This window comes from Silvibacterium sp. (genome assembly GCF_047605705.1).
GTDB lineage: Bacteria > Acidobacteriota > Terriglobia > Terriglobales > Acidobacteriaceae > Silvibacterium.
In genome coordinates this window covers 1-23,831 of the sequence record NZ_JASGFD010000004.1, presented here as the reverse complement: position 1 = coordinate 23,831, position 23,831 = coordinate 1, and the positions used below count along the sequence as shown (strand labels likewise).

Here is a 23,831-nt window from a genome sequence, read left to right as displayed (position 1 = left end):
AGCAGAGCGAAGGGATGGGGGCAGGGGAAAGGAATTGCCGGTGCCGGCTGTCGGTGCGGCGCATCCCCTGCCTTCGGTGGAGCTGACGGCAGGAAGTTCCGGCAGCGGAGCGGAGGAGGTGGACGCTGCGCCACAGGCCAACAAGATGGCGGCGCAGGGCGCGATCGAGGGAGTGATGCATGGGGGGGCTTTCTCCATCGAGCAAGAGCGGCTGATGCTCGACCACATGCCGACCGTACGCTTTCTCGCTCGACGCATCCACGAACGTCTGCCGCAGCATGTCGAGATGGACGATCTGGTAAGCGCCGGGGTGCTCGGGCTGATGGATGCGTTGCAGAAATTCGATCCGGCGAAAAAGGTGCAGTTCCGCAGTTATGCGCAGTTCCGTATTCGCGGAGCCATTCTCGACAGCCTGCGCACGCTCGACTGGAGCCCGCGCGATCTGCGCCGCAAGGGGCGAGCGGTGGAAGAGGCGATCCGCACACTGACGACCCGCATGGGGCGCTCGCCTTCGGAAAACGAAGTCGCGGCTGAGATGCAGATGGAGCTTGGCGAATATCAGCAGCTGCTCGGCGAGTTGAAGGGCCTCGAGATTGGAACGCTGCACGCGGAGCGCTCCGAGGACTCAGGCGAGGAGGAGCTGGCGTACATCCCGAACAGGCCGGAGGATGATCCGCTCTTCCGTTGCCTGCGCGGTGAACTCAAGTCACGGCTTGCCGAGGCTATCGATCAGTTGCCCGAGCGTGAGCGGCTGGTGATGACCCTCTACTACTACGAGGAGATGACCATGAAAGAGATTGGGCTCACGCTGGGCGTCGTCGAATCGCGCGTCTCACAGATTCACGCCTCGGCGGTGCTCCATCTTCGCAGCCAGCTGGCGGCCTTCCGCCGTGAGAGCAAGGCGCAGGCCGGCAGTGCACGGGATGGGACGTTGCGAGCCGCAAAAGCACGCGAAGGCTAAGAGTGCAGCATTGTTTCTTGAATAGAAGGACGATAGAAGTTTCGATCCGGAAGAAGGAGAAGGATCTGTGGCCGACAAGCCGGGCAAGGACAAACCGCTCAAGCAGGATGAGATCGACGCACTCTTTCAAGCGGCGCAGGGAACGCCTCCGGCGAGCGTCTCCGGCAGTGCGAACGCGAGCGCGCCTGCGGCCGAAGCTCCAGCGGCCCCGAAACGCCGTGTCCAGCCGTACAACTTCGCTCGCGCCGGGCAGATCAGCAACGACCAGATGCGGGCCATCAGTCTGCTCAACGACATCTTCGCCCGCAACCTTACGCACTATCTCAGCGTGTGGCTGCGCAGCCCTTTTCAGGTCACGCTGGTCTCGGCCGAGCAGATCCCCTTCAATGAATTTATCGCCCGCATCCCGGATCTCTCCTATGTCTGTTCGGTGCGTCTCGAACCATTGCGCGCCATCTCCGTGCTGATGATGGAAATGACGCCTGCTCCTCCGATCATCGACCTGTTGCTCGGTGGCCAGGGCGCGGCGGGGCAGATGCGCGAGCTGACGGATATCGAAGAGGCCATTCTCGCCAGTGTCATCGAAATCATCTGCCGCGAAATGAGCGCGGCGTGGGAGCCGGTGGGACTGAGTTTTCATTATGAGCAGCGGCAGATGCAAACCCAGATCGCGCATCTGATGCCGGTCTCGGAGAAGACGCTCTGTCTGAACTTCGAAGTCAAGCTCGAGGCTGCTGCAGGCCTGATGAATATTGCCTTCCCCGCCGTGGTTTCGAATACCATTCTGCATCGCATGGTGGGCGACTGGACACGCCAGCGCAGCCACAATCCGGAGATCCGCGCGCGCCTTCGGCACAGCCTGGGAAAGGCCAGAATCGGCGCGGCGTTGCAGCTGCCCGCTTTCCGTGTACCGACGCGACAGATCGAGGGTCTCGAGGCCGCATCCACCCTGCGCTTTCCCCTTTCCGCGACCGTGAGGCCGCAGATGCGTGTCTCCGGCGTTCCGCTCTTCGAGGCGATGCCGGTGCGCTATGGAGAACATCGCGGCGCTCAGCTGGGGCAGCGCAAAGCGCCATGATGCGGCCGTGACGCGCACTTGAGCAGGTTTGCATACAGGGAGCCGTGCCATAGAGAGCTGAAACACCGGAGAAGAGAATGGACAGAAAGAAAAATCTGACCGGGCGATGGATGGAGCAGGCTGCCGGGATCATGGCACGCGAGGTCTCGGCCGAGATGAAGATCGGCCCCGCGGCGCAGCTGCCGGTTGCCGCTTCGTCTCTGTGCTTCGAGGTCAGGGTCAGGGGCACTCTCGACGAAGCCACGATTGAGGGCTCAGTTGTGGTGCTGGCCGAAACCGAAGGCATGCATGCCCTGCTGGTGGCCTCGGGGCTTGCCGGAGAGGACGCCGCAGCGATCGAGGACTGGGAGGTCGAGCTCTGGCAGGGGCTGGTAGCACAAGCCGTACAGGCGTCGCTTGCGCTCAAGCCTGGATCGCCCGCAGTCGCCGCCGAACGTTCCGAGTGGGCAGCGGGCATTCCCGCCGCGGCGCTTGAGGTCTCACTGGGTGAGGCACGGATGCTGCTTGCCTTTGCCGACCGGACAGAGCTTCAGGTGGTTGCACCTCCACCCGCTGCGGCGCCGTCCGCTCCGTCTCTCTCGCCCGGTGTGGAACTGCTGGTCGACATCGAACTCGAGGCATCCCTGCGCTTCGGTTCGCGCGAGATGTCCCTGAACGAGGTGCTCGATCTTGGTCCCGGAGATGTGATCGAGCTCGATCGGCACGTTGCCGAGCCGGTGGATCTGCTGGTGGGAGATCGTATCGTGGCTCGCGGTGAAGTGGTGCTGGTCGACGGCAACTTTGGGCTCAATGTGACCGAAGTTGCGACCGCAGAGAAACGTCTGGAGAGTATCCGATGCCTCTTTTAAGTGGAGCCCTGCGCGGTCTTGGCAGCGGACTGTGGTCTTCCGGGTCTGCAACCCGACAACGGGAGAGCACGTCGCTCTTTCCCGAGTGCGCACATCCTGGCTGCCGCAGCAGCCGTCTCCATCTCCTGCGCAATCGCACCGTGCCTGTACTCGAGGGAGGATGGACCTGCAGCGCCGCCTGTACGCTCGCGCGCATGCGGGCGCTGGTGGCCCGCGAGCTGGTGGGATACGGTGAGCCTGCCGCCCCCTATCGCCATCGTCTTCCGCTCGGATTGCTGATGCTGCAGCGCGGCTGGGTCGATCGGCCATCGCTGCAGAAGTCTCTTGCCGCGCAGCGGAAGGAGCCAGGGCGGCGTATCGGCCATTGGATCCGGAGTCATGCAAAACTCAGCGAGCAGCGTATTACCGAGGCACTCAGCCTGCAGTGGAACTGCCCGGTCTTTACCGCCGACTTCGATGCCGGCGTGCTCGCCTGTCCGCCGCTGCCGCGCATCCTCATCGAGGCCTGCGGCGTGCTGCCGCTACGCTGGTCCGCCACTGGTGCCCTGAACGTAGCCTTTGAAGCGGGCATCGATCATCGCCTGGTGCTGGCCTTCGAGCGGCTCAGTGGACGGAGGATTGAGGTGGGCCTGCTCTCGGATTCCCAATTCGCACGCTGTCGCGCCCGCTTGCTCGAAGCTCCATTCGATCGCGTGCGTTTGCTTGAGGCCGCGAGCCCTGAGGCTCTGGCGTCGGCCCTGGCGCGGCAGATCGAGCGGGTGCAGCCGGTGGAGGCCCGGCTGGTCCGCTATGACCGCTATCTCTGGATGAGGATGTGGCCGAAAGGCGAGGCAGAAGGCAGGATGAAGTCAGGGCCTGGGCAGGAAAGCGAAGATGTGCTCGCTGTGATGGTGGACTTCGCCGGCGCTTCTTAAACCTTTCTTATCCTTTTCTCCCTCTTCTGGTTCACCATCTGCACTCTCGTCTTATGAGGAATCGTCATGAGCAGTGGATTCTACGCAGCCTACTCCGGACTACTTGCACGCACCGAGGCGCTTGACGCTGCGGCCAGTAACCTTTCGAACTCGAGTACGCGCGGCTTTCGGGCCGAGCGTGAATTTTTTCGCGGCGCGCTGATGGGCCCGGATGCTGGGAATTCGCAGCTCAATCGCACGATCAACGACTTCGGCATCCTCGGCGGCAATGTGCTTGACATGGGGCAGGGATCGCTGACGCCGACCGGCAATCCACTCGACCTAGCGCTGCAGGGACAGGGCTTCTTCGCGGTGCAGACAGCGAATGGGATTCGTTATACGCGCAGCGGTCAGTTTCAGCGTTCGATCGCGGGGCAGCTCACGACGCCGGAAGGTTACGCCGTGCTCAACGGGCAGAACAAGCTCATCGCGCTGCCACCGGGCGAGGTTACGGTGAGTTCGGATGGTGTGATCTCGGTCGATGGAGCTGTTGTAGCCACGCTCGGATTGTGGAACTTCGCCGCGCCTGAGGATCTTAACCCGGAAGGAACCGGTCTCTACGCGCCGACCGCAAAGGCGAAGCCGGTTGCAGCGAAACCCGAGGTGCGGCAGGGCTCGCTCGAGGGTTCGAACCAGGATGTTATCTCCGGCACCCTCGAGCTGATTCTGGTTCAGCGCCAGGCGGAGATGATGCAGAAGGCGCTCACCGTCTTCGACGGCAACCTCGACAAGACAGCCACCGAAGTTCTGCCGAAGGTCTGAAGCAAGTCGAAGGATGGCAAGAGGCACTGCATATAGGTAACGCAGGGCTCGCGACGCGGGCGGAAGGGCAGGGATACGCATGATCCGGGCACTCTACACGGCGGCCAGTGGCATGAGCGCACAGCAGCTGAACCTCGACACCATCGCCAACAATCTGGCGAACTCCTCGACCGTCGGCTTCCGTCAGCGTCAGCTGCAGTTTCAGGACATGATCTACCAGAATCTCATTACCCCGGGCGCGGCACAGAGTCAGCAGACTGTCTCGGCAGGCCTACAGATCGGCCTCGGCACCAAGTCTTCTGCGACGGAAGTCATCATGACCCAGGGCGACCTCGACCAGACCAACAACCCTCTTGATCTTGCCATTGAAGGCAATGGCTTTTTTCAGGTGCAGCGCCCGGACGGCACGCTGGCTTATACGCGCGCAGGCAACTTCTACTTGAACAACCAGGGGACGATCGTCGACGCCGCCGGCGATCAGCTGTTGCCGGCGATTACCATTCCGACGACGGCGACAGCGGTGACCATTACTCAGTATGGGGTGGTGAACGCCACGCTGCCCGGCCAGCAGAACCCGGCGCAACTCGGTCAGATTCAGCTGGCCACCTTCATCAACCCTGGAGGTCTCGATAGCGTCGGTTCCAATCTCTTCACCGCCACGCTGACCTCGGGAGACGCTGTGCTTGGCAATCCCGGTGGCACCGAGGGGCTGGGCACGCTGCAACAGGGATATCTCGAGAATTCGAATGTCGATGTCGTTAATGCCTTTGTGCAGATGGTGCTCGCGCAGCGCGCCTATGAGAGCGACTCGAAGGTGGTTCGCGCCGCCGACGACATGTACAGCCAGGTCAACAACATGATCCGGTAACGGAGAGGGCGATGAGTTTTCTGTTGCTGTTGACCGCTGCTGCACTCGTGCACATGCCCACAGGCTGCCTCGAGCGCTCTGTCTCTCCGGGGGCTTCCGGAGAGAGAATCGAGGCCGTCATCCATGATGCTGTTCTCGATCGCGACTGGCTGCGGTTGCGTGATTGTGCCCATCCAGAGTGGCCTCCGCGTCTGCGCCTGGCAAATGATGCGGAGCGTCGCATGGCGAGTGCCTCGGGCATTCCTGTGTACGAGAGTCTGGGACTGGGATTGGATGCGGGCCCGCTCGTTGTCCGCGCCGGGATGCAAGTTACTGTATGGCGTGATGGCTCAGCCCGAATTCGTCTGGCGGGCACGGCCACGCAGTCGGCGAGGTTGGGCGAAAGTATCGTGGTGCGCTGCGGAACCGGCTGGCTGCTGCGCGGCATCGTGCGAGGACCGGGCTCGGTCGAACTGGCAACGCCTTCAAGTTGGAATCAGGAGGCGCAGCCGTGAGCGCGCGCGGTGAGAGGCTCAGCGATCGCTCGATGCACGCGATCCTCCTGACGACATCGCTGTGCTCGATCCTGTTGGTGGCGTTTTTGCCGCAGGCCCGCGGGGACAAGACGAAGAAGAATCAGGTTGCGAAGCAAACGCCGCCCGACGCCGCGCTGAGCGCCTACATCGCCCGGGTGCGTGCCGAGCAGATCACGATGGTGCATACGCCGGGATCGCTATGGAGCGCGGATGGCCGCCTCACGCGGTTGTCTAGCGATGTACGTGCCGCGCACATTCACGATCCAATCGCCATTGTGGTTTCTGAGAGCCTGACTGCATCGACGGACGGCACGGTCAAGAACTCCCGTGCGTCGAATGCTAGCTCGGCGGTGAGCCAGTTGCTCGGCAAGCTTTCAGGAAGCAGCTCGCTCAATAATCTGCTGACACAGACATCCACCTCCGCTCTCAATGCGCAGGGCCAGTCGGTCACGGACTCGAGCCTGACCACAACCTTTGGTGGCGAAGTCGTCGACGAATTGCCGAATGGCATGCTGGTGATCCAAGCGGTGCGCCAGCTCACCTTCAGCCAGCAGACACAGACCATCCGGCTGCGCGGCCTTGTGCGTCCGGAGGACATCAGCAACTATAACCAGGTTACCTCGACCAGCATCTCCGATCTCGAGATCGAAGTGGTGGGCAAGGGCATCATCAACGACTATACCTATCGCCAGAATCCGGTCGTACGCTTCCTGCAGAAGCTGCTGGTTTTTTAGTCGAGAAGACTTGTTTAGCGAGAGGATTCGCGGAGATGTATATGCGCGGTGCGATGGGAGAGATGACGAGCAGGCAACGCAGGTGTTTCTTTGCGGTCCTGTTCCTGCTGATTCCGCTTGCTCGCGCGGCGTGCGGCCAGCTCGTAGAGAGTACGCCTGCCAGGCGCGCCCGCATCAAGGACATCGCCTCGGTTGAAGGCATACGCGACAACCAGCTTGTTGGCTACGGTATCGTGGTCGGCCTGAAGGGTACGGGCGACAGTACGCAGGCCGTCTTTCCCATCCAGACTCTGATCTCGACCCTGCTGCGCATGGGGGTAAACCTGCCAAACAATTCGACCACGGCCTCGTTGCGCACGCAGAACATGGCCGCTGTCTTCATCGCGGCAACGCTACCGCCCTTTGCCCAGCCCGGCAACCGGCTGGATGTGACTGTCTCCTCGGCCGGCGACGCACGCTCCATCGAAGGCGGGCTCCTGCTGATGACGCCGCTTTACGGACCGGATGGGCAGATCTACGCCGAGGCGCAGGGGCCGCTGGTGCTTGGCGGCTACACGGTTGCGGCGAACGGCAACAGCCGCTCGCTGAATCATCCGACGACAGGCCTTATTCCTTCTGGCGGTATCGTCGAGCGATCGGTGCCACTCGATCTAAGCAAGATGCGGCGGCTGACGCTGCTGCTCAGCGATCCGGATTTTCGTACCGCCGAGGAGATGGCAGCTGCGGTTAACAAGCAGTTGCGGCGCAGCATCGCTCACGCCATCGACAGCCGCAGCATCGAGGTCCAGGCGCAGGATGGTGAAGATATCCCCAACCTTTTGGCTGACGTGGAGGCGATCGAGGTCGATGTCTATCCACGGGCGAAGGTTGTGGTAAACGAGCGTACCGGAACGGTGGTCATTGGAGGCAATGTCTGCCTGCAGCCAGTGTCGATTCTCCATGGCGGTCTCTCGATCAATGTCGTGAGCCAGTATCAGGTCTCGCAGCCCGGGCCCTTCAGTTCAGGAACGACGCAGGTGGTGCAGCAGACGCAGGTGCAGGCGCAGGATAAGCCGGTAAGCCGGATCGAACTCAAGGCTGGATCCACGGTCGACAATCTCGTGCAGAATCTGCAGTCGATCGGTGCGACGGCCCGTGATGTGATTTCGATTCTGCAGGCAATGAAGCAGGCTGGAGCCCTCGAGGCCGAGTTGGAGGTCATGTGATCGATCAGGGCATTCACGGTGTTGTGCCAGCGTCGGGGCAGGTTGCGGCAACCTCGTCACTCTCCCCGGAGAGGCAGGAAAAGCTTCGTTCTGCGGCACACGAATTTGAGGCGAGCTTAATGCAGGAGTTTCTGAAGCCGCTGCAGAAGGATCCGCTCTTTTCGGAGGGAAACGACGACGGCGACGAGGCGCTGGATGACGGCCAGGAAGGTGGCGAAGGCAGCCAATCCACGCTGATGAGCATGGGGTCGGAGATCTTCGCCAAGGCCCTCTCGGAACACGGTGGGTTTGGCATAGCGAGCAGGATTTTGAACCAGTTAGGCGTAAGCGACAAGGCTGCGGAGAGCAGTTCTTCTGATTCCGCAACCGTATCGGGAAGTCCGGCAACCAGGCCCATTATGAATTACTAAAGTGCTTCGCCCTATTGCCGATAAGGTAAAGCGAGGAGCACGTGGGAATGAATATTTCAGGAGATTTTCTGCGAAGCGGAGAGGTGCAGGAAACCTCGGGCGCTGCGCAGGCAAGTGAAGCTGCAAATCAATCGTCTGCCGGATCGGCGAGTGTGTCTTCCTCGCAGGAACAAGCGGACAAGGCTTCACTGAGCACGGCCGGAGCAGCGGCGAGCGTAGCCAGCAGTTCCGAGCCCGAATCCGAGGTGCGCAGCGGTAAGGTTGCAACGATCCAGGCGGCGCTGGTCACTGGGAATTACCAGGTATCGTCAACGGATGTTGCGAATACGGTAATCAATTACATGTTAAGCAGTTCGCCCGGGGCGCTGGAAAGAAGCGGAGGCAACGGATGAATCTGGCGGATCAGCTGACAGAGCTTGAGGCGCGCACGGTCGAAGCCCTGACGCGCCTAGACGGCGCAGCTCTGGCCAAGCTAGCCGCAGAGGTTTCCAGCACTTCGAGCGCAACGCAGCTACTCTGGATTACACCCGGGCTTGCCGAGCGGCATCGGGTTCTCGGCTCGCTCTTGCGTCACTCTGAGCGAAATCTGCGGCTGCTGCGCCGGTCGCATCTGGCTCGCATCGAGCAGCAGGCAAGAACAAGTCCACCGCAGCAGGGGCTTTAGCAAATCAGCAGCGAAGCGGCATGCGGTTGGGAAGGCGAGGATCACGATGGCAACATTGAATACAGCGTTCAACATTACCACCGGGGCGCTCGATGCCGATCAGGCGGCACTGGCCGTGGTTTCGAACAATGTTTCGAACGCCAATACCACCGGGTATACGCGCGAAGTAGCGACCTTCGAGGAGAACGACCCCATCACGATTGGCAATACGCAGTGGGGGGATGGTGTGACGATGATCGGTGGCATCGCGCAGCGGGATCCGGTCCTCGAAGAGGAGCTGCAGCAGCAAAATCAGGCAGCCAGCGCGAGCGACTCACGCATGACGGAGCTCGAGCAGATTCAAACCATCTTCGATCAGACCACGACCTCAAGCACCAGCTCGACGAGTAGCACCAGCGGCATCAGTCAGGATATGACTTCGTTCTTCGATGCGCTCTCTTCGCTCGAGTCTGATCCTTCAAGCACCTCGTTGCGGCAGAGCGTGCTTTCCAGCGCCGACACGCTAGCTAGCGATTTTCAGAGCGCATCCTCGCAGCTCACCGCACAGCAGAGCGATATCGATCAGGAGAGCGTCAGCATTGTGCAGCAGGTCAATTCGCTCTCGCAATCGATTGCTCAGCTCAACGGGCAGATCGAGTCGGTCAGTTCCAGCACGGATACAAGCACCCTTGAAGATCAGCGAACACAGGATGTTCAGCAGCTCTCGCAGCTGATCGGCATTCACCAGATTCAGGATGACAGCAATGGCCTCACCATCACCACCTCCAGTGGCGCCGTGCTGGTTGCCGAGGGCAGCTCGTACGCGCTGAGCACCGGATCGGTCGATGGTACGACGCATATCTTCGACTCCCAGGGGAATGACATCACCACCTCGCTGGCCTCGGGTGGCGGTCAGATCGGTGGACTGCTCGAGGTGCGCGATCAGGACATCCCACAGATCAGCAGCGCACTCGACACGCTTGCTTATGACTTTGGCTCCGCGGTGAATTCCGCGAACGAAGCAGGCTACGATCTGAACGGCAATGCAGGCACTGCCATGTTCACTCTGCCCACCTCTTCGACAGGTGCGGCTGCCGAGATCTCCGTTGCCATCACCGACCCATCGCTCATTGCGGCGGCAGGATCGGGCGAGGGCACGTCCGGAGACAGCAATCTGGTCAGCATGGCGGCCATTGCCAATCAGACCATCGTCGATGGATCGACGCCGACCGACTACTACTCATCCTTCGTCTCAACCATCGGCACCATGGTCTCCGACGCGACCACCGACAACAGCGCCCAGCAGGCCTCGCTCTCCCAGTTGCAGACGCAGGTCGATTCGCTCAGCTCTGTGAATCTGAACGACGAGGCCGCGTCGCTTGAGACCTTCGAGCAGTCCTACCAGGCCGCGTCGAAGGTCTTCAGCACGCTCGACACGGTGATGCTCGCGGCGCTCAACCTCGGTGAGCAGGTGGCGTATAGCAGTTAAGGATTCCGATTCTTTTCATCAGGAGACTGAGCATGCGGGTCGATCCGCAGTTTATCTTCAACACCGTTTCGGCGCTCGATAACACGACTGCCAACGAGCAGACGATCACCAACGAGATTTCGACGGGGGTGAGCGTCAATCAACCCGGCGATAATCCAACGGCCTTTTCGCAGAATGTGTCTCTCTCGAGCCAAATCAGCGCGGACGACACCTTCACGCAGACGGCCTCGTCCACCGAGGGCATGTTGCAGGTTGCCGACTCGACTCTCGGCAGCGTGGTCTCGCAGCTGACAGAGGCAATTTCGGTTGCTACACAGGGCAGCAACGGGACTTTGAACAGCAGCAACCTGAAGGCGATTGCGACGCAGTTGACGGGCATTCGCGACGAGGTCGTTTCCCTGGCCAATACCAGCTATCTGGGCAACTATCTTTTCTCCGGAAGCCAGGGCTCGACCGCGCCATTCACGATCGATACCAGTACGAGCCCGGCTTCGGTGACCTATAACGGCGATGATGTGACGAGCTCTGTCGTCACGCCGAATGGCCAGAGCATCCAGACCAATGTGCCGGGAGATCAGATCTTCACAGCGACGGGCGCGAATGTGATCGGTACGCTCAACGCGCTGATTGCGGACTTTTCGTCCGGCACCGTATCTTCGACTGCGACTTCCGACCTGACCTCACTGAACACCGCGCTCAACTACGTCTCGCAGCAGCGGACCACGATCGATAATTCGATCACTGCGCTCACCGCGGCGAGTACCGATACCTCAAGCGAGGAGGAGCAACTGAAGTCTGCGCAGGACACCTTGATTCAGACGAATACCGCGACTGCGGCGACGGAGTTGAGTGCAGCGGAGACCCAGCAGTCCGCCCTTACCAGCCTCATCACTGCCATCGACGGGCAGGGGACGCTCTTCGCGCAGATTTGAAAGGGACACCGCGAGGACCAGAAGCAGCGCGCCGCCCGCTCACCGCGGCGAAAGGCTTTGCGGCGGGACCGGAAGAAAGGTCTCAGGTGAGCGGGGCTCGCGGTTTTCTGCCTAGTTAATCGGTCCGCGCGGAATCGGGACAGGCTGAGCATTCGGCTCGAGCGCGATAGTGCCAAAAGCCTGCTCATACTGCACAAGATTCTGGCCCAGCAGGTTCCACAGAGCCTTGGCCTGCTGCGGGCTCAGGTAGATGCCCTGGTTGTTCTCGATGTTGACCTGATCCGGCGATTCCTGGCGGACGGTACCAAAGGCGAGATGGAAGTCCCACACGCTGGGGCGGATCTGCACGCTGTTGGCGTACGACTCGCGGTAATTTTCGGACCTGGTGACTTCGATCTTCGGCTGCTGCGGAGTGGATTGCGATTGCATGGTGTCTTCAGGGTATCGCAGCGCGGACCGAAGCGCCTTCGAAGCAACCAAAGAGGAAGAGGGAAGTGGTGCGGGAGAAGGGACTTGAACCCCCACGGATTGCTCCGCTTGGACCTAAACCAAGTGCGTCTGCCAATTTCGCCACTCCCGCACGGGCAGCGAAACAGGCCCGCGAAGGGCCTGCCTTGTTCTTAGCGTAGCTGCTGCGCGGTCGCTTGGCAACGCCGCATCACGGACAAAGAAAAATAAAACCGGAGAGCGCGGGATCAGTCTCTAGCGCGAGGCAGCCGAGAGCATCGTCTCCAGGCGATCCGGGTCGAAGCCGATCATGACCTCGCCATCGACGACCAGCGTCGGGGTGCTGCGGCTGTTCATCTCAAGCAGCTCGCGCATTGCTTCCGGATCAGCCTGCACGTCCTTATATTCGAAGGCGACTCCGCGGCTTTTGAGAAATTGCTTGGCGGCAAAGCAGGGAGGGCATCCGGGCTGGCTGTAGAGGACTACGGGTTTCATCCTTTATAGGATACCAATGCCTCCGTTTCGACGCATTTATAAAGCCTTTATGCCCTGCTTAGGGCGCGCTTACGGCTGTCCCGATAGCTTCACAGATGTGCGCGCGAATGGTTCGCGGCACACACATTGTGGAGAGCCATGCGTTTCCAGAGTTTTCAACGATTTTTCAGTTTTCTTACCTTGCTCATACTGTGCGCCGCTGTATCTTCGGCGCGCGTCTCGGCGCAGACCGTCGCGGTGGTTGCCGATGATAACGACGCGGCAGGTGGTGCTGCAGATACGAATGCCAGCGCGGCCATGCCGGATACTCCGACGCCGCAGCGCGGCTTCCTGACCCGCCTGGGGCACGCCTATCTCGATGATTGGACGGCCAGCTCCAGCACGGCGCCGTCTGCTCCCGCTCCGGAGCGGCGTGGCACACCCGCGCCGCTGAACTCGCCCCCGTTTCCGAGCGCGGACTGGCCGATTGGTGGCACCGTGGTCATCGGAGCGCCCGATTACAACACCTACCCACTGATGAACGCGATTGACAACGCCAAGAGCCGCATCAAGGCCTACGGCTGGTTCGATATCGGTTACAACGCCAGCACATCGAATGCCGGCAAGTTTGCCAATGCTCCTGCTGCGTATGATGTCATCCCGAACTCCGTTCAGCTTGACCAGGCCGCGCTCTACTTCGAGCGTCTGCCCGATACCGTGCAGAAGGATCACTTCGATTGGGGCTTTCGCTTCACGAGCCTGTATGGTCTCGATTATCGCTACACCACGGCGTATGGCGTCTTCAGCCAGCAGCTGCTGAAGAACAACAATACCTACGGCTATGACCCGGTGATGTATTACCTCGACTTTTACCTGCCGCACATCGGGCAGGGCACCGATATTCGCGTCGGACGGTACATCTCGCTGCCGGATATCGAGGCGCAGCTCGCGCCGAACAACTACACCTTCAGTCACTCGCTGCTTTATACCGTGGATTGCTACACGCAGCATGGCGTGAATGTGACGACCAAGCTGAGTGAGCACTGGACCGTACAGGGAGGCGTCTCCGGCGGCTGTGAAGCTGCGCCGTGGACCAAGTATGCAAAGCTTACTGGCGATGCCTGCGCCGCCTATACGTGGCACGCGGGTGGCGACAACCTCTACTTCTGCGCGAACTCGATGAACTCCGCGAAGTATTCGTATAACAATGTGTCGGCGTATTACCTGACCTACTATCACAAGTTCAATGCGACCTGGCACACCGATACGGAGGCCTGGTACCAGTACGAACGCGACGTGCCGAACCTCTGCTACGGACTCGACCCCTGTATCAGTTATGGAGCGAATGCGAACGTCGGCGCGAATGCAGGCGAGATCACCGGACCGTCACTGATTACCGGCGCAAACGGAGCGCAGTGCAATCCTTTGGCGACGCACTGCTATGCCCCCGACTTCGCCGCGGTGAACTACATCGAGCATGAGTGGAACAACCACCATACCTCGCTGACCATCCGCAATGAGTTCGTGAACGATCTCAAAGGACAGCGCACGGGCACGGCGACGCTCTACTCCGAGCATTTGGTCGGTCTGAATTACTGGATCGGCAGCACCGTGACCTTTCGCCCCGAACTTCGCCTCGACCACTCGTATGACAAGCCGGCCTTCGATGCACCGACAGGCGGCTATCCGACGAAGACGACGCAGCTCACCTTCGCAGGCGATCTGATCTGGCACTTCTAGAGCCTGTTTGGATTGCATCAAACGCGGGCGTCGGCCATCATGGCCGGCGCCCTTTTCTTATTTCGAGGCGGGCATGGTGCGGGCGATCTGCGATGCGGGCAGGTCGCCGGGGAAGTGCTCATCGGGCTTGTCGGCAATCGCCGCGCGCATGAAGTCCATCCAGATGGGCAGAGCCGCATGTGCGCCGGTCTCCTTGTCACCGAGTGGCTGCCGGTTGTCATAGCCGACCCACACACCGCAGGTGACGGATGGTGAGAAGCCCATGAACCACGCATCGGTGTAATCGCTGGTGGTGCCTGTCTTGCCGCCGAGAGGATGATTGAGGCTCATCGCATCCGCGCCGGTGCCGCCGGGCGCAATGACGGACTTGAGCAGCGTCATCATGGTGCGCGCGGTCTTTACTGAGGTGACTTCCTTCACCTCGGGCGTAGGCTCGGTGAGCGGGATACCGTCCGAGGTCGTTACCTTGCGAATCAGCCGCGGTGCGACGCGGATGCCGTCATTCGGGAAGACCGAATAGGAAGCGACGTGCTCGAGCAGGTTGATTTCGACGGAGCCGAGAGCCACGGGCAGGAATGCCGGGATGTTGCTGGTTACGCCGAACTGGTGCGTAACGTCGATGACCTTGTGAATGCCGACACGCTGCGCGAGCTTCAGCGCGGGAATGTTGCGCGAGTCGGCGAAGGCGCGTTCGATGGTGATGTCCCCAAGGAAATTGCCCTCGTAGTTATGAGGCGTGTAGGAGCCGAAGGACGTAGGCGCATCGAGGATCATATCCGTCGGGCGTACGCCGTCCTCAACGGCCGCAGTGTAGACGTAGGGCTTGAAGGAAGAGCCGGTCTGCCGCTCGGCCTGCGTCGCGCGGTCGAACTGCGAGAGGTTGAAGTCGCGGCCGCCCACCAGCGCCAGTACGTCGCCGGTGGAGTTATCCATGGCTAGCAGCGAAGACTGTGCGCCACTGTCCTGCTCGAGCGTGCCCGCAAGCGTATTACCCGACTGGCCGGTGACGTGAACATAGACGATGTCGCCGAGATGCAGGAACTCCGGCCCGGTCTTGAACTTCGTCCAGCTCCAGCTCTCCGGTGTAAGGATCAGGTCGCGACTGCCGAGCCTTACCGTCGCCTGATACGGCAGAATGCCGGTCACGAGACCGTGCATGTACATCCCGGGAGCCGCCGCCTGTGTCCAGTCGGGATGGCGGAAGGTGTTGATGTCGAGACCGCCTGCAGGCACGTTCAGCAGCCGTCCCTTCCATCCGTGGCGGCGTTCGTATGCAGCGAGGCCATCGAGCACCGCACGGTTCGCAGTCTGCTGCAGATCGAGATCGAGCGTGGTTTCCACCTTCAGACCTGCCTCATGCACACGGTCTGCGCCAAAACGGCGCTCGAGCTCGCGGCGCACCTCTTCCACGAACCAGGGCGCAACCGAGTTGGGAGGCGCTTCGAGATGGAGTCCGAGCGGCGCGGTGCGCGCTGCGTCCGCCTGCGCGGCGGTGATCGCACCGTCTTCAAGCATGGCGTTGATGACCTGGTTGCGGCGGCGGAAGGCGCGGTCCGGATTCGAGATCGGCGAGAACTCAGTCGGCCCCTTCGGCAGGCCGGCGAGAAGAGCTGCTTCCGGCAGGGTCAGATCTTTCGCATGCTTTGAGAAGTAATAGCGCGACCCCGCCTCGAAGCCGAAGGTGCCGTGGCCAAGGGCGATCTGGTTCGCGTAGAGCGTGAAGATCTGCTCCTTGGTAAAGGCATGCTCAATCTGCAGGGAGAGAAAGATCTCCTGCAGCTTACGGTTGCCGGTGCGCTCGCTGGAGAGAAAAAGATTGCGGGCCAGCTGCATCGTCAGCGTGGATGCGCCCTGCGCGCGGCCCTTCGAGGCGATGTCGTGATAGATCGCGCCGAGGACGCGGAAGACATTCACGCCGCCGTGGCTCTCGAAGTTCTTGTCTTCGATGGAGATGACGGCCTGTCGCAGCAGCGGCGAGAAGGCGCTGTAATCGACCACAACGCGGCGCTCGAGCGCGAAGGAGCCGAAGGGCCTGCCGTGGACATCGTAGAGCTCGGTGATCGTGTCCGGCTGATACCGCTCGAGATCCTGAATCTGCGGCAGGTTCACCGAGTACACCAGCATCAGGCCGCTGAGCGAGCCGACGGCGATGGCCAGCGCGGCCATCACGCCGAGTGCGACATTCCCTGCGACCTTGCGGCGCTTGGCCTGTGGCCGAAACGCGGGATTCGTCTTCGCGCTGTTTGTCTTGGAGTTGCTCGTGCCGGAGGCCGGCTTCAGGCTACGGCTGGGAGAAGGCTTCTGCCTGGATGGAGAGGCGGTGGGGGGGGGTGTCCATGGGCCGCGTGATTTCAAAAGCTCTCTCGCAAGGGAAATGGCCGGGGCTTAGAAGATCCTGCACAAAATAACTGCCGAACCCGGATGCGTGATGAGATACCGGGCACGCAGCGCTTGCTACGTGCCCGGCCGGTCCTGCGCTCCGCTGCGGTGTGCGGCGGAGAAAATGCCCTCGGTGGTTGTCGCGTCAGGCTGTCTTCTGCTTGAGAACGTCCAGGGCCTTGGTAAGCTGATCGTCCGTTGCCGGATGTACACGCTCGGTAGGTTGTTCGGACTCGTCGAGGCTCTCCTCGGCGAGGTACTGATCGATGGTCTCGGTCACCACGATATTCGGTGTCACGGCCACATCCTGAATGGCCTTGCCCGAAGGTGAGTCATACTTGGCCACGGAGAGGATCACGGCGGCGCCATCCGGCAATTCGATCGTCTTCTGGATCGCGCCTTCGCCAAAGGTACGGTCACCGACCAGGTCGCCGCGCTTGTTGTCGAGAATCGCGGCAGCCACAATCTCCGCGGGACCGGCAGTGCCGTGATTCACTAGAACCACCAGCGGCGCGTCGGTAACGGACTTCTGCGGATTCGCGTTGAAGGTCTGCTTCTCGAACTTCTGGCCGGAGAGTGAGGCGATGTTGCCCGACTTCAGGAAGGCGTTGGCGAGGCGGATCGCCTGCTCGGAATCACCGTCGACGACATCGCGCAGGTCGAGCAGAACTTTCTTATTGCCGTTCTTCGACATGTCCTTCAGCTTGGCCTCGATCTCGTTCACGCGTTCGCGGCTCAGGACACCGGGCTTGAGATAAAGGATCGACGAATTCTCATACTGCTGTTCGGCCAGCGGAGGGGCAGTGATGTTCGTGCGTGTCAGCGTGATCTTCTGTGGTTCGGCTTTGCCGGGGCGCACGATGGAGAACGTGACGTTGCTTCCCGCCTTACCTTCGAGGCTGAGCCGGATCATGGCGAGGGACATGTCGCTGGTCGACTTATCGCCGATGGCCTCGAGGATGTCGCCGTCCATGATGTGCTCTTCTTTATCCGCCGGGCTACCGGGGATCACGGCTACCACGGTGGCATAGCCATAGCGCTTCGAGACGAACAGGCCTACCTGTGCGGTGTCTTCGTTGGCATGCGCCTTGTAGGCGCTGTACTCCGCAGGCGTCAGGTAGCTGGAGTCCGCGTCCAGCGACTCCAGCAGGCCATGGAGAGCGCCGGTCGTCACATCATTGATGTTCGGCTCGGTGACGTAGTCACTCTGGATCTTGTGCAGGACTTCCTCATACACACCCATCTGCCGGTAGACGCCGTCGCCTTCAGAGCTGGCGTCGACCCCACCTGTAAGAAAGCCACCGAGGAAGACGATGGCGACGAGTGCTACGGAGACGGCAAGGACTGAGCGCTTGAATGCTTTCGACATGGGCAAAAAACGGAGGTCCGTTGCATCCGATGATACTCCAACGCCTCCCGCGGAGAATACGGGCACATAAAGGAGACTCAGAAAGAGTCCTGCGAAGGGAGAAATATGTAAGGGAGCCAGCAGAAAAGAGGGAGAGGATCGACTGGTGGCGGCGGACAGAATCGAACTGTCGACCTACGGGTTATGAGTCCGTCGCTCTAACCATCTGAGCTACGCCGCCATGCTTTTCACGCCCTGCTGATACCTCATTCTACGAATCTTAAGGCCCTAGCGTCAAATGTTTGGGTGGGGCGGCAGGGAGCGGATTGACATGAGATATTTCCTAAGAAGAATGTAAATGCGGTCGTGAAAACTGCCGCGATTCGAGGGTCGCTTGCGATTTCTTCTTAAATATCTGGAACTTGTTCTCAGTGGCGCCGGCATCCTGGTGATCCTCGTGGTGCCGATCCTGTTCTTCCATCAGCAGTCTTCCCGCTGGGAGGCTGCCGCGATCACTGCCGCCGCTGTCGGCATCATTCACGGCGTGATCTTTTTCATCGTGCGTCATCGCCAGCGGCTCGTCCGCCAGACCACGATCCAGGAGATGCGGGTGGTCGTCGAAGACATCGTCCGCAACCAGATGACGGTGGTGAGTCTACTGGCCGGCCTGAACGTCGAGCCGGGCACCGCAGCAAAACAACGCGAATGGGCCCAGCGCTCGATCGACGCGGCGCAGGAGATCGGCCGTCGCCTCAATGACATCGACTCCGAACAGCTGACCGTGCTGGTAAAGCGCCGTCCCAGCCTGTAAAGCTTCTTTCCGCTCGTTGAGGGCAGGTATAGGCTGAGAGCGTGATTTCCGATCTGCGCACAGCCTTCAACGAGCGGTACAAGGAAGAAAATTACCGGCAGCTTCTGCACGGACTCGATGCGTGCACGCGCACGCACATCGGTTTCCGGGTGGCGGAGACGCCCGTCTTCCTCCCGCAATCGTTACTCGATCAGATGGCCGCGGTCGGCGCCGATCTTACGCATCGCCTTGTTGGGGATCGAGACTATCTATGGCGTTCTGCAAAAGCCATTCCCGAGGCATGGCGCGCCGCCGACGAAACGCCCCACCCACACTTCATGACGGTGGATTTCGGCCTTGTGCGGCAGACCGATGGCTCGCTCGCTCCGCATCTGGTGGAATTACAGGGTTTTCCCTCTGTCTACGGTTTCCAGACCGTGCTCAACGAGATGTACCGCTCGGTCTATGCCCTCGATGAGCTGGGAAAGCTGTCCTTTTTTCTCGGCGGTCACAACGAGTCCAGTTTCTGGAAGCTGATGGCGCAGGTGGTCCTGAAAGGGCACGATCCCGAGAGCGTCGTGCTGGCGGAAGTGCAGCCTTTGCAGCAGAAAACTCTGCCGGATTTTCACATCACCGCTGAGAGGCTTGGGATTCCGATCGTCGATATCAGCGAAATCATCCCTGAAGATCGTGCGGGGAAGCCCCCACGTCTCTGTTACCGCAAAGGAGGCCAGCTGGTCCCCATCCGCCGCATCTATAACCGGGCCATCGTGGATGAGCTGATTCAAAAGCAGATTCATCTCGGCTTTGATTACCGGGAGTCATTCGATGTGGAGTGGGCCGGACATCCGAACTGGTATTTCCACCTTAGCAAGTTCTCCATCCCCTTTCTGGATCACCCCTGCGTCCCGGGGGCCGTCTTTCTCGACGACTGGTTTGCGGGGAGAGGACATGCCCGATTGCCTGAGGACCGGAAGGACTGGGTGCTGAAGCCGCTGTTTTCCTTTGCCGGGAAGGGAATCCGCTTTGCGCCGAGCCAGGACGAGCTGGAGGCCATCCCGCCGCAGGATCGCGGAGGTTACCTTCTCCAGGAGCGGGTCACCTTCGAAAAAGTCGTAGATACGCCCCATGGCTGGACCCAGCCGGAGGTCCGCATCCTCTATCTCTGGCCTGACGGTGGAAAACTGGAGCCCGTCATCTCCCTGGTGAGGCTCGGGCGCGGCCAGATGATGGGGGTGGACCATAATCGCAACCTGGCCTGGGTGGGCGCTTCCGCGGCATTTTGCCGGTGATTCCAGACAGCTTGGGGTGGTTTCATTCACTCCGGCCGGGGTATGATGCCTTGGCTGACACACTGGTAACCGAAAGTGCGACCTTTTTCCTATCTTTTCCTTGGATCGAAGGTGTAAACTTTCGTAATTCCGGCATCTTTTTGGCCAGGGTTCTAGTCGCTCTCGCTCAGGTGAGTAGCCGGAAATTCAATACTTTGATGATGTACTGCCGGAGTTCCGTGTGGGATTGCTGCAGCCGATTGCCGAGGTTACAAAAGCAGGTTATCCGCCTCTGATGGGGCCAAAACCGCGGAGCGCGGTACGGTTTCCCCTTTCATTGCCCATCCAGGTGCTGGCTGGATTGACGTGTTACGAAGGATTCACCAGAGATATTTCCGCGAGCGGGATTCTTTTCGAGATTGACGAGATGCTGTCTCCCGGAGCGGAGGTGGAGTTCCTCGTCGAGATTCCCATCGGAATCATCGGAAACGCGCTGTCCGGAGCTGTGCACTGTGCGGGACGGGTCGTGAGATCGTATCGCGAGCAGTCCAGGGCATTCGCCGCAGCCGTCATCGACCACTACAGCTTTCAGTAATTGGAGGCACCACGCAGATCGTTATGGCCGAATTAACTCCTGAACAACAAGAGGCGAAACAAGGCGACGGCACCTTGCATGCTGGCAAGCCGCTTATCCGCATACTCCTTGCGGACTCCCAGGCAATTTACCGGGTGGGCATGCGGAAGGTGTTCGCGCTTGAGGATGACATCCGTGTGGTGGGCCAGGTAGAGCGTGTGGACGATCTCTACGTAGCCCTGACCCGGCATCCGGCGGATGTGCTGCTGCTCGAAGGAAACCTGATTGCCGGTACGACGGACGCGATCCCGGAGATCGTGCGTCTTGTGCCCGACATCAAGATCATCGTGCAGACGGTCGGTACCGACGAGTCGCATACCGTGGAGCTTTACCGGCGCGGCGTGCGGGGCATTATCCCTCGCTCGATTGCGCCCGAGCTCCTAGTGAAATGCGTTCGCAAGATTGCCTCCGGCGAGACGTGGATCGATAACCAGTCGGTGAACTGGGTCATCGAAGCCTATCGCTCGCAGGCGACCGCCATCACCAATACCAAGTCGCAGCCACGGCTCTCGCCGAAGGAGCTCTCCATCATTGCCTGCATCACCCAGGGCAAGCGCAACAAGGAGATCGCCTTCCAGTTGGGAACGACCGAGCAGGTGGTGAAGAATTACCTGCGCAAGATCTACGACAAGCTTGGCGTCTCCGATCGTCTTGAGCTGGCGCTCTATTGTCTACACCACCAGATTCACAAAAAAGCAGCCGAGCAGGAAGTTGTCGCCGCCGCCGCGAAAGCCACCAACGGCAGCGGACACTAAGCGCAAATCCTAATGTCTTCATGCAAGGGGCTGAGTTAAACTCAGCCCCTTGTTCTCTTCTGCACGCATCTTCCTGTCGCCATAGGCGCATCTTTGCTCTGGTAGTCTCAACTCGAGCCGAAAGATGGTCTCCGCAAACTCATTATGGCGAGCCTCTTCCCCAGTCCATTTCGCAATCTTGCTCCTCATCAGCGTCACGCCTTTGCCGCATGCTTTCTCGGTTGGTCGCTGGACGCCTTCGATTTCTTCATCCTTGTCTTCTGCGTTTCAGCCATCGCCAGCGACTTCCATGCCGCGGCCTCATCCGTAGCGGAAGCGTTATTTCTCACGCTGGCTTTTCGTCCTGTTGGGGCATTTCTCTTCGGTGCGCTGGCGGAGAAGTATGGCCGTCGCCCGGCCCTGATGCTGAATGTGGCCTGCTACTCGGTCTTCGAGCTGGCATGTGCTTTTACCACCTCGCTCCACGGCCTCTTCTGGCTGCGTGCGCTCTTCGGTATCGCGATGGGCGGAGAATGGGGTGTGGGCGCGGCGCTGGCATTTGAAACGCTGCCTAAGGAAGGCCGCGGATTCTTCTCCGGGCTTTTGCAGGAGGGGTACGTGGTCGGCTATCTTGCCGCTGCTGCTGCGTATGCGCTCCTCTTTCCGCACTTCGCCCATATGACCTGGCACGGATATAACTTCGGCTGGCGCGGCATGTTCCTGGTCGGCGCTGCTCCGGCGCTGCTGATCGTCTATATCGGCCTCAAGGTCGAGGAGTCGCCGGTGTGGCGTGAGCGCCAGGGGCAGGGGGTAGAGCGCGAAAAGGCTCAGGGCTTATCTTTCAATGAACTGCTGCGCTATGCGCCCACGTTCTTTTTTCTCGTGTTGCTGATGACCGGCTTCAATGCCTTCTCGCACGGCACCCAGGATTTGTATCCGACCTTCCTGCAGAAAGACCACCACTACTCGGCGGCTCTGACCGGCTCGGTAGGGATCGTCTACAACATCGGTGCGCTGCTGGGCGGCATCTTCTTTGGCGGTCTCTCCGAGCGTTTCGGCCGCAAGAGAACCATCATCGTCGCAGCCCTGCTGGCGCTGCCGATGATCCCGCTTTATGCGTTTTCCCGTTCGCTGATTACGCTGGCAGCCGGCGCGTTCCTGATGCAGTTCATGGTCCAGGGCGCATGGGGTGTGGTGCCGGCTTACCTGAGCGAGCTGTCGCCCGGGCCGGTGCGTGCGACCTTCCCGGGACTCGCGTACCAGCTGGGCAATCTGATTACTTCACGCAACTCGGTTTTGCAGGCGCGTGCGGCGGAGCGCTTTGGTGGCTATGGGAAAGTGCTGGCGTTTACTGTACTGATCGTGGCCTGTTTTCTTGTACTGGTAACCGCCCTGGGGCGGGAGTCGAAAGGCGCGGATCTAAACGCCTGAGACTCCCGCTACGGGGCTTATGCCTAGCCCCTATAGCTACCCTTTGACCGAGGCCTGGATGACCGGGAGGCCGTCGACAATGCCTTTGAGTTCGGCGTCCTTTTCGAGCAGGTCGAGAAGAGCCTCGGTTAATTCCTCGTCGATCTCCGCGGCGCGCCGCAGTTCCACCGGGAAGCGCGTCCAGAGCTGGACGGCGCCGCCGAGGAACTGGATGCGGGATTCGATCTCCGGCATGGCTGCGGACACCTGCATCCACTTCTCGAGATTCTGGTGGTCCTTCTCGATGGCGTGGCGGTAGTTGTCGTAGACCGTGTGCATGGCCTTCAAGAGCTGCTCCGAGGCCTTCCTTGGATCGGCGGCCGCGGTGAACTTCACAATCAGCTCGTGCCATGCAAAGTCGCTGCCAGGCAGCTGCTTGTAGAGCGGCGTGGTGGCCTGGAAGAGCACGGAGTTCGAGAAAACGGCAACGCGTCCACTCGGCTTCAGCTCTGTACCGCTGCCCGCCAGTTCCATCACGTAGAAGCGGACAAGGCCTACGTCGATGACGTCGCCCGTTACACCTGCAATGGTGATGCGGTCGCCGACCTTGATGCCGTACTTGCCGATGATGAAGAAGTACGCGGCGACGGACAGCAGAATGGTCTGCAAACCGACGGCAATACCGGCGGTGATAAAGCCCGCAAAGGTGGCCAGCGAGTTGAACTGCGTGATGAAGCCGAAGAGCAGTGTGAGGGCCGAGAGGAAGCTGACCACGACACGGCGCGTCATCAGCAGTTGGCGGCGACGGCGGCGGTCTTTGACGTACTTGTTCGCAGCTCGCGTCCACAGTTCTCCGGCAAGGAAAATCACGACCAGAGCAATGGCGATGACCAGCAGGCGCAGCAGCAGCGAATGAAGGATGCTCTTGTATTCGCGATCCACCGCGCTCTTCCATGCGTTCAGATTCGCTTCGCTCTGTTCGAGAAGAACGATTTCCTGGGCGAGCGGAACGCTGGCTGCCGAGATGGCACGAAATCCGGTGGTGATGGACTGGAGCTGGGTGTCGGCAGACTGTTCGGTGCTTTGCGTAGAGGCGCCGGCGGGACTCGACTGCATCGTCTGCTGTGTCAGCTGCTGCCCCTCGACTACGAGGTTGTGAACGATCTTCGAGATCGGAGCCTGGAAGGCAACGGCCTGCTTGCGCAA

Annotated in this window: 25 protein-coding genes and 2 tRNA genes; 20 read left to right on the top strand and 7 right to left on the bottom strand. The window is 60.5% G+C overall.

The genetic code is table 11. The annotated features are described in order from the left end of the window. Positions 1 to 40: 40 nt before the first annotated feature. The 14 genes from QM649_RS02290 to flgL all read left to right on the top strand — a co-directional run bounded on the left by QM649_RS02290 (position 41) and on the right by flgL (position 11,398). Positions 41 to 961, top strand: coding sequence for a FliA/WhiG family RNA polymerase sigma factor (locus QM649_RS02290; RefSeq protein WP_415197387.1), 921 nt, complete (start codon positions 41 to 43; stop codon positions 959 to 961). A 67-nt stretch (positions 962 to 1,028) separates the two neighbouring features. After that, on the top strand, positions 1,029 to 2,039 hold the full coding sequence (locus tag QM649_RS02285; RefSeq protein WP_415197386.1) for a flagellar motor switch protein FliM: 1,011 nt from the start codon (positions 1,029 to 1,031) through the stop codon (positions 2,037 to 2,039). A gap of 77 nt (positions 2,040 to 2,116) precedes the next feature. Beyond that, complete coding sequence (locus QM649_RS02280) at positions 2,117 to 2,887, top strand: FliM/FliN family flagellar motor switch protein (RefSeq protein ID WP_415197385.1); 771 nt, start codon at positions 2,117 to 2,119, stop codon at positions 2,885 to 2,887. 140 nt (positions 2,888 to 3,027) lie between these two features. Continuing rightward, on the top strand, positions 3,028 to 3,801 hold the full coding sequence (locus tag QM649_RS02275; protein WP_415197384.1) for a hypothetical protein: 774 nt from the start codon (positions 3,028 to 3,030) through the stop codon (positions 3,799 to 3,801). Positions 3,802 to 3,867: 66 nt separating this feature from the next. After that, positions 3,868 to 4,602, top strand: a complete 735-nt coding sequence (locus QM649_RS02270) for a flagellar hook-basal body protein (protein WP_415197383.1) — start codon at positions 3,868 to 3,870, stop codon at positions 4,600 to 4,602. Positions 4,603 to 4,681: 79 nt separating this feature from the next. Further along, positions 4,682 to 5,470, top strand: a complete 789-nt coding sequence (gene flgG / locus QM649_RS02265; protein WP_415197382.1) for a flagellar basal-body rod protein FlgG — start codon at positions 4,682 to 4,684, stop codon at positions 5,468 to 5,470. Between the two features lie 11 nt (positions 5,471 to 5,481). Further along, positions 5,482 to 5,964 (top strand): flagella basal body P-ring formation protein FlgA, encoded by a 483-nt coding sequence (locus QM649_RS02260; protein WP_415197381.1) that lies wholly within the window; start codon positions 5,482 to 5,484, stop codon positions 5,962 to 5,964. After that, positions 5,961 to 6,719, top strand: coding sequence for a flagellar basal body L-ring protein FlgH (locus QM649_RS02255; protein ID WP_415197380.1), 759 nt, complete (start codon positions 5,961 to 5,963; stop codon positions 6,717 to 6,719). The genes QM649_RS02260 and QM649_RS02255 overlap by 4 nt, the downstream gene beginning before the upstream one ends. A 35-nt stretch (positions 6,720 to 6,754) precedes the next feature. Further along, positions 6,755 to 7,924 (top strand): flagellar basal body P-ring protein FlgI, encoded by a 1,170-nt coding sequence (locus QM649_RS02250; protein WP_415197379.1) that lies wholly within the window; start codon positions 6,755 to 6,757, stop codon positions 7,922 to 7,924. Beyond that, a complete protein-coding gene (locus QM649_RS02245) occupies positions 7,921 to 8,334 on the top strand; it encodes a hypothetical protein (protein ID WP_415197378.1) in 414 nt (137 codons plus the stop codon). The genes QM649_RS02250 and QM649_RS02245 overlap by 4 nt, the downstream gene beginning before the upstream one ends. Before the next feature lie 47 nt (positions 8,335 to 8,381). Then, the gene (locus QM649_RS02240) at positions 8,382 to 8,726 is read left to right on the top strand and encodes a flagellar biosynthesis anti-sigma factor FlgM (RefSeq protein ID WP_415197377.1); all 345 of its coding nucleotides are present in this window, start codon (positions 8,382 to 8,384) and stop codon (positions 8,724 to 8,726) included. Then, positions 8,723 to 8,998 (top strand): hypothetical protein, encoded by a 276-nt coding sequence (locus QM649_RS02235; RefSeq protein ID WP_415197376.1) that lies wholly within the window; start codon positions 8,723 to 8,725, stop codon positions 8,996 to 8,998. The genes QM649_RS02240 and QM649_RS02235 overlap by 4 nt, the downstream gene beginning before the upstream one ends. A 46-nt stretch (positions 8,999 to 9,044) precedes the next feature. Continuing rightward, positions 9,045 to 10,466 (top strand): flagellar hook-associated protein FlgK, encoded by a 1,422-nt coding sequence (gene flgK / locus QM649_RS02230; protein ID WP_415197375.1) that lies wholly within the window; start codon positions 9,045 to 9,047, stop codon positions 10,464 to 10,466. A 32-nt stretch (positions 10,467 to 10,498) separates the two neighbouring features. After that, positions 10,499 to 11,398 (top strand): flagellar hook-associated protein FlgL, encoded by a 900-nt coding sequence (gene flgL / locus QM649_RS02225; RefSeq protein WP_415197374.1) that lies wholly within the window; start codon positions 10,499 to 10,501, stop codon positions 11,396 to 11,398. A gap of 111 nt (positions 11,399 to 11,509) precedes the next feature. Here flgL and QM649_RS02220 read toward each other — a convergent pair whose 3' ends face one another. The 3 genes from QM649_RS02220 to QM649_RS02210 form a co-directional block, all read right to left on the bottom strand. Next, a complete protein-coding gene (locus QM649_RS02220) occupies positions 11,510 to 11,827 on the bottom strand; it encodes a DUF3467 domain-containing protein (protein WP_415197373.1) in 318 nt (105 codons plus the stop codon). Between the two features lie 66 nt (positions 11,828 to 11,893). Beyond that, positions 11,894 to 11,978: transfer RNA gene (locus QM649_RS02215), tRNA-Leu, on the bottom strand. A gap of 122 nt (positions 11,979 to 12,100) precedes the next feature. Further along, entirely contained in the window at positions 12,101 to 12,340 is a 240-nt protein-coding gene (locus QM649_RS02210) for a glutaredoxin family protein (RefSeq protein ID WP_415197372.1), read from the bottom strand. A gap of 138 nt (positions 12,341 to 12,478) precedes the next feature. Between QM649_RS02210 and QM649_RS02205 the strand changes: the two genes are divergently transcribed. Further along, the gene (locus tag QM649_RS02205) at positions 12,479 to 14,059 is read left to right on the top strand and encodes an outer membrane beta-barrel protein (protein WP_415197371.1); all 1,581 of its coding nucleotides are present in this window, start codon (positions 12,479 to 12,481) and stop codon (positions 14,057 to 14,059) included. A 57-nt stretch (positions 14,060 to 14,116) separates the two neighbouring features. On the opposite strand, the gene QM649_RS02200 is transcribed toward QM649_RS02205, so the two are convergent. The 3 genes from QM649_RS02200 to QM649_RS02190 all read right to left on the bottom strand — a co-directional run bounded on the left by QM649_RS02200 (position 14,117) and on the right by QM649_RS02190 (position 18,027). Then, positions 14,117 to 16,225, bottom strand: a complete 2,109-nt coding sequence (locus tag QM649_RS02200) for a penicillin-binding protein 1A (protein WP_415197489.1) — start codon at positions 16,223 to 16,225, stop codon at positions 14,117 to 14,119. Positions 16,226 to 16,583: 358 nt separating this feature from the next. Then, a complete protein-coding gene (locus QM649_RS02195) occupies positions 16,584 to 17,807 on the bottom strand; it encodes a S41 family peptidase (protein ID WP_415197370.1) in 1,224 nt (407 codons plus the stop codon). Positions 17,808 to 17,950: 143 nt separating this feature from the next. Then, positions 17,951 to 18,027: transfer RNA gene (locus QM649_RS02190), tRNA-Met, on the bottom strand. Between the two features lie 153 nt (positions 18,028 to 18,180). Here QM649_RS02190 and QM649_RS02185 point away from each other — a divergent pair. The 5 genes from QM649_RS02185 (at position 18,181) to QM649_RS02165 (ending at position 22,646) form a co-directional block, all read left to right on the top strand. Further along, entirely contained in the window at positions 18,181 to 18,597 is a 417-nt protein-coding gene (locus QM649_RS02185) for a hypothetical protein (RefSeq protein WP_415197369.1), read from the top strand. Between the two features lie 41 nt (positions 18,598 to 18,638). Further along, positions 18,639 to 19,868 carry a hypothetical protein gene (locus tag QM649_RS02180; RefSeq protein WP_415197368.1) on the top strand — a complete coding sequence of 410 codons (1,230 nt, stop codon included), beginning with the start codon at positions 18,639 to 18,641 and terminating at the stop codon, positions 19,866 to 19,868. 220 nt (positions 19,869 to 20,088) lie between these two features. Next, positions 20,089 to 20,442 (top strand): PilZ domain-containing protein, encoded by a 354-nt coding sequence (locus tag QM649_RS02175; RefSeq protein WP_415197367.1) that lies wholly within the window; start codon positions 20,089 to 20,091, stop codon positions 20,440 to 20,442. A gap of 23 nt (positions 20,443 to 20,465) precedes the next feature. After that, positions 20,466 to 21,236, top strand: coding sequence for a LuxR C-terminal-related transcriptional regulator (locus QM649_RS02170; protein ID WP_415197366.1), 771 nt, complete (start codon positions 20,466 to 20,468; stop codon positions 21,234 to 21,236). 144 nt (positions 21,237 to 21,380) lie between these two features. Beyond that, the gene (locus tag QM649_RS02165; protein WP_415197365.1) at positions 21,381 to 22,646 is read left to right on the top strand and encodes an MFS transporter; all 1,266 of its coding nucleotides are present in this window, start codon (positions 21,381 to 21,383) and stop codon (positions 22,644 to 22,646) included. Positions 22,647 to 22,682: 36 nt separating this feature from the next. Here QM649_RS02165 and QM649_RS02160 read toward each other — a convergent pair. Then, positions 22,683 to 23,831: mechanosensitive ion channel family protein (locus QM649_RS02160; RefSeq protein ID WP_415197364.1), on the bottom strand; the 1,149-nt coding region annotated here is incomplete at its 5' end.